Source organism: uncultured Methylovirgula sp., assembly GCF_947646745.1.
Classification (GTDB): Bacteria; Pseudomonadota; Alphaproteobacteria; order Rhizobiales; family Beijerinckiaceae; genus Methylovirgula.
In genome coordinates this window covers 1-8171 of sequence record NZ_CANSHK010000067.1, presented here as the reverse complement: position 1 = coordinate 8171, position 8171 = coordinate 1, and the positions used below count along the sequence as shown (strand labels likewise).

General features: G+C 61.3%; 9 protein-coding genes. 5 read left to right on the top strand and 4 right to left on the bottom strand.

The features are described 5' to 3' along the window. Together Q0025_RS14460 and Q0025_RS14455 are read left to right on the top strand one after the other, a co-directional pair. Window positions 1–335: hypothetical protein (locus Q0025_RS14460; protein ID WP_297300329.1), on the top strand; the 335-nt coding region annotated here is incomplete at its 5' end. Between the two features lie 186 nt (window positions 336–521). Beyond that, a complete protein-coding gene (locus Q0025_RS14455) occupies window positions 522–749 on the top strand; it encodes a hypothetical protein (protein ID WP_297300327.1) in 228 nt (75 codons plus the stop codon). Window positions 750–873: 124 nt separating this feature from the next. Here Q0025_RS14455 and Q0025_RS14450 read toward each other — a convergent pair whose 3' ends face one another. Continuing rightward, on the bottom strand, window positions 874–1632 hold the full coding sequence (locus Q0025_RS14450) for a Crp/Fnr family transcriptional regulator (protein WP_297300326.1): 759 nt from the start codon (window positions 1630–1632) through the stop codon (window positions 874–876). Window positions 1633–1782: 150 nt separating this feature from the next. On the opposite strand from Q0025_RS14450, the gene Q0025_RS14445 reads away from it, so the two are divergent. Further along, window positions 1783–1995: a hypothetical protein gene (locus Q0025_RS14445; protein ID WP_297300324.1), complete on the top strand. Its 213-nt coding sequence runs from the start codon at window positions 1783–1785 to the stop codon at window positions 1993–1995. Between the two features lie 530 nt (window positions 1996–2525). Continuing rightward, complete coding sequence (locus Q0025_RS14440; RefSeq protein WP_297300322.1) at window positions 2526–4202, top strand: outer membrane beta-barrel protein; 1677 nt, start codon at window positions 2526–2528, stop codon at window positions 4200–4202. Window positions 4203–4205: 3 nt separating this feature from the next. Here the strand turns inward: Q0025_RS14440 and galU are convergent, their stop codons facing one another. Beyond that, window positions 4206–5096, bottom strand: a complete 891-nt coding sequence (gene galU / locus Q0025_RS14435) for a UTP--glucose-1-phosphate uridylyltransferase GalU (protein ID WP_297300320.1) — start codon at window positions 5094–5096, stop codon at window positions 4206–4208. A gap of 152 nt (window positions 5097–5248) precedes the next feature. Here galU and galE point away from each other — a divergent pair, with 152 nt between their 5' ends. After that, window positions 5249–6265, top strand: coding sequence for a UDP-glucose 4-epimerase GalE (gene galE / locus Q0025_RS14430; RefSeq protein ID WP_297300318.1), 1017 nt, complete (start codon window positions 5249–5251; stop codon window positions 6263–6265). On the opposite strand, the gene Q0025_RS14425 is transcribed toward galE, so the two are convergent. Beyond that, window positions 6256–6564, bottom strand: a complete 309-nt coding sequence (locus Q0025_RS14425; protein WP_297300317.1) for a hypothetical protein — start codon at window positions 6562–6564, stop codon at window positions 6256–6258. The two genes, galE and Q0025_RS14425, sit on opposite strands and share 10 nt — an antisense overlap. A gap of 105 nt (window positions 6565–6669) precedes the next feature. Continuing rightward, a complete protein-coding gene (gene hemH, locus Q0025_RS14420; RefSeq protein ID WP_297300315.1) occupies window positions 6670–7689 on the bottom strand; it encodes a ferrochelatase in 1020 nt (339 codons plus the stop codon). Between the last annotated feature and the right edge of the window lie 482 nt (window positions 7690–8171).

Sequence of the window (8171 nt, the reverse complement as noted above, 5' to 3'; positions counted from 1 at the left end):
AGGCATCCGACATCCAGCTTGCGCGCGGCGGCCGCGGCGGCGGCGGCCGCGGTGGCGGGTTCGCCGGCCGGGGCTACGGCGGACGCGGCTCCGTAGCACATCGTGGCTATGGGGTCCGCGGCGGCGGCATGCGCTACGGGGGTCGGTACGGCCATGGTGGCCGCTATGCCGGACGTTACGGTTATGGCCGTTATGGGTATGGCCGTTATGGCTGGGGTGCCGCGGGAGCTGCCGCGGCCGGTGCCGCTGCCGGCGCCGCCGCCGGCTACTACAACAATGGCTGCTATTATGATCGCTACAGCCGGTGGGTCTGCCCAGGCCAGTACCCGTATTGAGTTCGGAGGCATGGGCAGGTTTGAGCCTGCGATCAGAAGCGGGTTGTTGGTCAATGACGTTGGAGACGTCCGGTGATGCGGACTTCTCCAACGCTTCGATGATCGTGCCGGAGGCTCGTTTTCGCCGAGGCCGTCAAAATTTCAATCCCTGCTTGGGTTCGCTTTAAACGGTAGGAGGAGGGAGGAATGCTTAAGCTGCTTTCTGTTGTTGCTGTGGCCTTAGCCATTTCGACGTCGGGCGAGGCGATGACGCGCGCGCCTGCTCCGCAGATGGACGGCATGGTCACGCATGTCGCCTGGGGATGCGGCCCGGGAAGGACGCGGGTCCACGGCGTCTGTGTTGCCAGGACGACGATCCGGCAAACGCGCCGGTGTCTACGCTGGCATGGACATATCTGCGCGCGCTATTACTGAGCCGGACGGTCTTTCGGCGCTAGGCACGCGAAGAGAAGCGAGGCTCGGCGCGCGGATCGATTCCGCGGGCCGTAGCCCCTTGTCATTTTGCCCGCGACGGCGAATGTGCATAGGGCGAGCATGGCTAGCGCATGGCGTCGCCGGTGCTTGCGCCTCGCCAATCGGCGACAAGCCGGTCAAACAATTCTCGGTTCAGAATTTTAACGTGATGCCGATTGCGGAAAGCAACGACCTTATCCAGCGTCATCGTCCGGAACGCACGACTAAGCGTTTCAGGAGACATGGCGAGATAAGCGGCGATGGCAGAAAAATTCATCGGCAAGTAAATTTCCGACGCTGACTCTCCACGCCAGATCTGTAGATGTTCCTGCAGGTCGAGGAACATCGCCAGCCGCGTTGTCGCTTTCCTTTGGGCGAGAAGGAGAGCATGGCGCTGTGCTTCGCGGAGTTCCTCGCAAAGCTTGATAATGACATTGACATCGAGATGAGCGTCACTGTCCAACGCGCGCCGGACTGCTGCCAGGGGCATTTTGTAGGCGACTACAGGAGTCGCGGCCCTTGCAGCATTGCTGTAGCACCCCTCTTCGGACAGGCCGAATAAATCGCCAGGGTAAAGGAATGAAGCCACATAATCGATGTCACCGGCTTTACGGTGAGTGATGACCACGCCGCTTATGATGTTGAATACCGCATCAGCCTTGTCGCCTTCGGCGTAGATCGCATCGCCTTTCTTGAAACGGGTGATGGATGCGATCTTGGCGAGCCGCGCGCGCTCATCGTCGCTCAGCAATTGATGGCGAGCGCCTTTTTCCGGGTTTCCCGGCACCCATGGGTGAGCCGCATAAATTTGCGGCCCGCCGATGCGATTGGCGACTGCCACCATTTGCTTGCCTCCGGTGCTGCCTCGGGAATTTTATGCCTTCTGATTTCGACCGAAAACTTGATCCCAATCAAAAATTCGGCGACCCAATCCGATGGCGGCGCGTGGCGCATTCGGGCTTCAATGGAGCATGTTTCCGGTGGGAAAGGCGGCATGTCCGACGAATTCACGAGTCCTCGCCAAATAGCCGAGCTGAATATTAGGCATTACAAGCAGATCCTCAAAACACCGCTCGATGACGAGACCCGAGCAACCGTCGAAAGGCTTCTGGCTTCGGAAGAGTCCAAGCTCGCCGATCTTGCAGCGCCGAGGCGCCGAAATCCCATAATTGGCGCCGGGGGCGAGGAGGGACATGAGGGCGGCTAGAGCGAAATTTTTTCTAAGGTCAGAATGAATTGACCTCTCTCAAATCATCTTACCGGCTCTCGTTGCAGCTTGCCGTTGATCCGCAAAGTTTCGCCAATTGGCCGACGAAATTGTTCTTATGCGGACGGCGAGGATTCCTTCAATGGAATGGGCCCCGATTGATAAAGCACCTTACGATTGCGATCTCGAAATCTGCGTGATCGAAGGCCGCGAGGTTCATGCCCTCGTCTTTCCTTGTCGCCTCACGGCGAAAGGCTGGCGTAATGCGCTGACCGGAGACCTGATTCGGGTTCGACCCACGCATTGGAGACGCTGGGCGGCGCGCTATCCAGGCGGAAAACACTGAATTTCGAAATACGACGGTCAATCCGTTCGTCTTTGCCATCAGGTTCAAATATCAGCGGATTCCAGCAACCGAGCCTACGTCCCGTTTCGGCACGCTTCGCCGGCGTCGCTAAGGTGGCGTTAACCATGTTTGCTTAACCCTCGATGATCGCAGTCTCGGGAGCGGGCTGCGACAGCGAGGACGCGTGCCGGTTTCAGCCAAACTCTGCCTTAACGCAGCCGCGGCCGCGCTTTTCATCGCTGCCGCGAACAGCTGCGCTTATGCGCAGAAGATGACGCCGGAGCCGCCGGCGCCGTCGGCAGAGGACGATCAGGCGCCGGCATTGCAGGCCGCGCCGCTGCCGCCGCCGGAATTGCGCGGCACGGAATCACCGCCCCTCAACGATATTTCCGACGCGCCCGGGGGGGCCGATACGGATGCGGTCAATCCCGTTGCCAGCCCGCCGCCGAATTACGGCTTGCCGCCGCCGGTGAGTTCGACCCGCGATTTCATCAATTACGGCCGACCCAAGCGCAAAAAGTCGCTGCTCTATCAATTGCCGAAAATCAGACGGGTCGGGCAGCCGCCGCTGCCGCCGCTCACCGCCTATGCCACGGCGCCCGGCATGCGGCTGCGTGGCGCAAGCGGCCTGCCGGTCGACATCACCGATCCGGGGCCGACCGTCGCGGTCATCCCGACGCTGCCGCATCCGCTGCGGCCGAAACCCGATCTGACGCCTTTCGATCCGGTGGGTATCGGCGTCGGCTCGCTGCGGCTCTATCCTTATGTCGAAACGGATACGGGCTACGACACCAATCCGAACCTTCTCGGCAGCGATATCGTCCCGTCCGCCTTCGCCCATGCCGAGACCGGCCTGAAGCTGCAGTCCGACTGGTCGCAGCACAGCCTCGCAGCGGACCTGCGCGGCGGCTATTACGATTATTTCAGCTTTCCCGCCGCCAACCGGCCCGAGGTTGCCGGCACGGTCACCGGCCGGGTCGATGTGACGCGGCAGACGCAGATCAACCTGCAGACGACCTTCAGTCTGACGACGCAGCAGCCGGGCTCGCCGACGCTTGCCATCCCCAATGCGGTCTTCATCACCAGCCGGCCGCTGTATGCGAGCGTCGGCCAGACGCTCGGCGTCACGCAACAGTTCAACCGGCTCTCCATCAGCCTCAACAGCGCCTTTGCCCGCTATATGTTCGGCAATGCGACGCAGTCGGACGGCACGACACTGGAGCTGGCGCTGAACGATTACAACACCTACAGCCTGGCCGGCCGCATCGCCTATGAACTGACGCCGGGTCTCATTCCCTATGTTCAAGTCACCGGCGACCGCAACCAATATGACTCGACAGCGGATGTCTCCGGCTTCGACCGTTCGTCGAACGGCATTCACGGCAAGATCGGCGTGACCTATCAGGCGACGCGGCTCATCACCGGCGAGCTCGCGATCGGCTATGAGTCGCGCGCCTATGCCGATCCGCGGCTACCGAACCTCAATACGCCGACGGTCGATGCGAGCCTGATCTATACGGCGACGCCGCTGACGACGGTGACATTCACCGCTTCGACCAACATTGCCGAAACGACGCTGGCCAATTCCTCGGGCGCCATTTCGCATGTGCTCTCGCTCAAGATCTCGCACGATCTGTTGCGCAATTTGACGTTGGCCGCGACCGGCACCTATCAATTGGACAATTACGTCGGCCAGCCCGTCAGCGACAATTATTACACCGGCCAGTTTGAGGTCGATTATCATATGACCCGGTCGATTCTCATCACCGGGTCATACAAGTATCAACGCTTTGTCAGTTCGCTGGGGTTCACGAACTATGTGGACCATCTGTTCATGGCCGGGCTGAAATTCCAGCTCTAAGTCTCACGGCGCGGCAATGAGTGTCTTGAGCAGCAGGCGGAAATCCGGCGCGATATCCGGATTGGCGAGCGCGAAAGCGACATTGGCGCTGAGGAAGCCAAGGCTCGAACCGCAATCATAGGTCTTGCCGTCGAAGACGACGCCATGAAATTTCTGCTCTTGCGCGAGCGTCTTCATGCCGTCGGTCAATTGGATTTCGCCGCCCGCGCCCTTCTCCCCGCGCTCAAGAATCTTGAAGATCTCGGAAGAGAGAATGTAGCGGCCGGAGATGATGAAATTCGACGGCGCCGTGCCCTGCGGCGGCTTTTCGACCATGCCGGTGATCTCGAAGGCCGGGCCAGATTTGTGGCCGACCGACACGACGCCATATTTATGCGTCTCTTCGGGCTTGACCTCTTCGACGGCAATGACATTGCCGCCGTGCGTCTCGAAGGCCTCGACGCATTGGGCAAGGCAGCGCTTGCCGCCGGTTTTGCCGGCCATGGTCAACATATCGGGCAGGACGACGGCAAAAGGCTCGTCGCCGACGATGTCGCGGGCGCACCAGACGGCATGGCCGAGGCCGAGCGGCGCTTGCTGGCGGGTGAAGCTCATGGCGCCGGGGGCCGGCAGATCGGCCTTCAAAGCCTGCCATTCCTTCGTCTTGCCGCGTTTGAGCAGGATGTCCTCAAGCTCGTAGGCCATGTCGAAATAATCTTCGATGACCGCCTTGTTGCGCCCTGTCACAAAAATGCAATGTTCGATGCCGGCTTCGTAAGCTTCCTCGACCACGTGCTGGAGGATCGGCCGGTCGACAACGGTCAGCATTTCCTTGGGGACGGATTTGGTGGCCGGCAGAAATCGCGTGCCGAGGCCGGCGACCGGGAAGACAGCTTTGCGTACGCGTTGGCTCATTTGCGGTCCGTATTGGGGAGAGGCTATTGAAATCAAATGACGAAATTTACCTAGGACGCAACGTAACCGAGCGTCAACGGTGCCTTTAGGCCAGGCACTTAATCACCGATTTCGACGATTTGGCGGAATATTAACAGCGGGAGTGGAGCGGAATGGCAATCTTGGTCACCGGCGGCGCGGGCTACATTGGCGGCCATATGGTTCTGGCCTTGGTCGATGCCGGCGAGCAGGTCGTCGTCCTTGATGATTTATCGACCGGCTTTGCCTGGGCCGTTCCGGCGGCGGCGACGCTCGTCGTCGGCGATAGTGGGGACGAAGCGAAACTAAAAGCCATAGCGGCAACGCATCAGATCGATGCGATCGCGCATTTTGCGGCGAAGATCGTGGTGCCGGAATCAGTCTCCGACCCACTGGGCTATTACCTCAACAACACTGTCAAGGCCCGCACTCTCCTGGAATTCGCCACACGGAACGGCATCAGAAATTTTATTTTTTCCTCCACCGCCGCCGTCTACGGCGAACCCTCCGTCAACCCGATTTTTGAGGAAGCGCCGACGGCGCCGATCAATCCTTATGGCCGATCGAAACTCATGGTCGAGTGGATGCTCGAGGATGCTGCTCACGCGCATGACCTGTCCTATGTGGCGTTACGTTACTTCAACGTAGCGGGGGCCGATCCGAAGGGCCGTCTTGGCCAGTCGACTCCTAACGCAACACATCTGATAAAAGTTGCAGTGCAAGCTGCGCTTGGCATGCGGCGGGGCCTCGATATTTACGGCACGGATTACGCGACGGCGGATGGAACCTGCGTGCGCGATTACATCCACGTCAGCGATCTCATCGCCGCGCACATCCTGGCGCTCAAGCATTTACGCGCCGGCGGCGAAAGCCTTGTCTTCAACTGCGGCTACGGCCACGGCCATTCGGTGCGCGAAGTGGTCGATGTCGTGAAGAAGGTTTCGGGGGTCGACTTCGAAACGAGGCTTGCGGAGCGCCGGCCCGGCGATCCGGCGGCGCTTGTCGCGGGTGCGGATCGCATCCGCACGCGGCTCGGCTGGATGCCGCAGCACGACAATCTCGAGGAGATCGTCACGCAGGCTTACGATTGGGAGCGTAAGCTGCGCGACGGGACCATTCCGAAGGCGCGAGCGGCGCCGACTCACTTCTGATCTTGCGTCGAACCTGAGGCGGCTGGATTGTCGGCCGGCGCGCCGCCCGGTCCCTCTGTCTTGCGATGCGCCGCTTCGGCCTTTTCGCGCGCGACTTCGTTGTTATAGGCGTGACGGCGGGCCATGCCGGCGAGGCAGCCGGCCACGGCGCCCTTGAAGGCATGATGGCCGGCGTAATGGCCGGCGATCGCGCCGGCTGCGCCATATTTCAAGCAGCCGCCGGGCTTGGCTTCGGCCGGCGGCAGCCCAAGCAGGGCCGCGGCGCAGAAAATGCCCAAAGCGAAGTTTGCAGTCCTCATAAAATCTCCTCCAGAGCCGGCGGTCACAGCCGGGCAGGCGACATATGGGGCGCGCGGCTTAGCCTGCAACGGCGCCGGGGCAAACACCTGGGCCGGCGCATGCGGTCAAAGCCAACCCTTCAATTCGCGCCCGATGAGCGCATAGATCACGCGCATCCCTTCGGCGCTGTCGTTGAGACAGGGCAGCGTGGCGTAATTCACGCCGCCGGCCTCGGTGAAGAAATGCCGATTCTCGATGTCGAGTTCCTCCAGCGTCTCGACGCAATCGGCGGCAAAGCCCGGCGCCATGACGACGAGATTTTTGCAGCCGCTGCGGGCGAGCTCCTGCACCCGGTCGGCGGTATAGGGCTTCAGCCATTCGGCGCGGCCGAAGCGCGATTGAAAGCTCATATGCGCGGCTTTGACATCGTTCTTGAGGGCGGCCGACAAAGCCTCGAACGTGGCCCGGCATTGCTGCGGATAGGGATCGCCTTGGTCGGCGTAGCTTTGCGGCAGGCCGTGAAAGGAAAGAAGCAGCGCGTCGGGAACGAAATCCAAACGCGCCGCGAATTGGCGATAGGATTCTGCCAAGGCGTCGATATAGACGGATTCGACCGGATAGGCGGGCACGGTGCGCAGCGCCGGTTGGACGCGCATCCGTTCGAGCGCCGCAAAGACGGCATCGCAGACGGTCGCCGTCGTCGTCGCGGAATATTGCGGATAGAGCGGAAAGACGAGCACGCGGTCGCAACCCGCCGCGGCCAAGGTGTCGAGCTTTTCGGCCACGCTCGGCTTGCCGTAGCGCATCGCCCATTCGACCATCGGCCGCGCCGCGCCGAGGCCGCCTTCGGCGACCCAGGCGGCGAGCTTTTGGGCCTGCGATTCGGTGACGGCGCGCAACGGGCTTCCGGGGCCGAGGCGGTCCCAGATCGACGCATAAGCCTTGCCGCTTTTCGCCGGCCGCGTCGTGAGAATGATGAGATTGAGGATCGGCCACCAGAGCCAGCGCGGCGTTTCGATCACGCGCGGGTCGGACAGGAATTCCTTCAGATAGCGCCGCACCGGCCAGAAATCGGTGCCGTCCGGGGTGCCGAGATTGACGAGCAGGATCCCGACCTTCGCGGGGGGCAGAGGGCTTTCGGTCACGGACGGCCTTTCGCAGCGAACCTGTGCCTCATTTAGGAAAAATCCCCGTCGCAATCCAGGTCGGCGCTTGCTGCGCAAATGCGGCGATGCCTCGGGACAGGTGAAAGCTCAGCCGCGCATTCGCGCAAAAAGAGCAATTTCCAGTTGCCGCATCCCAAGCGCGACTCTGTGCCAAAATTAATCAGAGTTAACCCGCTATTTACCTCGGTTACGGAAATTCGGGGAGAGCACCCGCCGTGGCGAAAGTTTTGATTCGACGCCATCCGGCTTGAAAAAGTTTCGGCAGCCAGTGGGCCAATCCCTCCGGAGCGAACATGATTAAAGCGTTTCCGTGGAAAAACAGGGATGTTGCCCCTGCGGTGCTGCAGGGAGGCGCGCCGGTCGAGCCGGTGTCCGGCGATGCGGTCGGCCGCGTCTATGGCGCGCAATTGAACCGGGTCGAGGCGACGCTCAACAATCTCTTGGCCACGGTTGCGGCTGCG